Below are 1,445 nucleotides of genomic sequence, written 5' to 3' on the forward strand. Positions count from 1 at the left end.
ATTTTTATGCCGATCTGCTGCTTGCGTCGGACGGACGACGCCTGCTCAGTTTCCAGCACAAAACAGCCCGATAAAAATAATACTAAAAAGTAAAGAAAATTTTTTTCATTGTCAGCCTTCTTAATATATTTACATAATACAATTTAGTATACTATATAAGTATGAATTTCTATCCAACAAATTTATTCCAAATACCCAATACAAGAAGCCTGATTGGGAAATTTCTCTAAAATGGATGATATATTCATAAAAAACTCTTTTTTGTGTATCTAAGTATATTATCATACTTTTTAGTAAGATGTGACATTAAATTTGGTGTTTTGTGAGTATTTTTATTTATTAGTTGATAGCTTTATAATTTCCATACTTGTTATGAGAAGTTTAAAATTGCACTTTTAAAGAAAATCCCTTTTCTTAGGTGGCAGGCTTACGCACCTGCTGCCGAAAGAAAGATCCCTCCCTAAAATGCTCCGGGAAGGGATTGTTTTAAATAGAAACAGCGGATAATAAAAGATATTACCCGCTGATCTTTAGAAGTTTGCCCCAAATAATCTGAGATAGTTTCCGTGTGTCACGTTCCACACTGCAACACGAAAAAGAAAAGCCTGCAGGGTTTGTACGCGGCTACACTTCGTACTTATATGACGGACATACTTGCACTCAGGAACATACAAGCCACTGCAAGGCTTATTAGACTGATTGGAGAGCACAAGTACGCAAAAAATCCGCATATTAAAAGTATAAACTTAAAATACGAAGTGTAGCAAGATAATTATATCGAAAATTTTGAAATTTGTCAACCCCGCCCGCTTCGGAAAACGAGGAGAAGAAAATGGCAAAATACGAAATGCCTGTAATAGATGTCCCGAAAGAGGATGTAAAAGTCAACGTAAGTATGGTGCAAGATGCCGACAATGTGTCGCTGATGCTGGTAATTCCGTTCGATATTTTGAGGGAGGAGGATCAATCCAAAATAGGAATGATTTTGAAGCACAGTTATAACGAGCTGGACAAGTTGGCAAAGTCTTTAACGACGACTTTTACAGCCGAAAACAGGACAATAATTGAAAAGATTTTCGGGAAACAATAAAGTTTCCCCGATAAAAACCCATATTAAAAAATAGTTTTCCAAAGCAGGCAGGCTCAGCACCCCTCGCCTGAGACGGGGTGCTCCTTTGACGAGCTAAGCTAAGAAGAGTGAATATGCTTACTAAAATTATCAAAATATTATTAATTATATGGTTATTACTGGAGATATTAGGTTGATCAAAATAATATCCCTCCCGCAGCATTAGGGAGGGATTGTTTTATGTTAGAAACAATTGTTAAGCTTACTTCCCGAACAAATAGGAATAATGGACTTTCCCATACATTCCTGATCCTATAATTCTTGTGTGGTCGATTCCGAGACTTAATCCTAACATATTTCTGTTGAGCTGGCCCCA

General features: G+C 36.6%; 1 protein-coding gene. It reads left to right on the plus strand.

What is annotated here, in order from left to right; genetic code table 11:
• Window positions 1-832 precede the first annotated feature (832 nt).
• A complete protein-coding gene (locus BM018_RS07510) occupies window positions 833-1,090 on the plus strand; it encodes a hypothetical protein (RefSeq protein ID WP_092320190.1) in 258 nt (85 codons plus the stop codon).
• Window positions 1,091-1,445: the final 355 nt, after the last annotated feature.

This window comes from Brevinema andersonii (genome assembly GCF_900112165.1).
Lineage (GTDB): Bacteria > Spirochaetota > Brevinematia > Brevinematales > Brevinemataceae > Brevinema > Brevinema andersonii.

Excerpts from the sequence above, each read along its gene's own strand:
- BM018_RS07510 (WP_092320190.1), top strand. The coding sequence starts at position 833 with ATGGCAAAATACGAAATGCCTGTAATAGATGTCCCGAAAGAGGATGTA.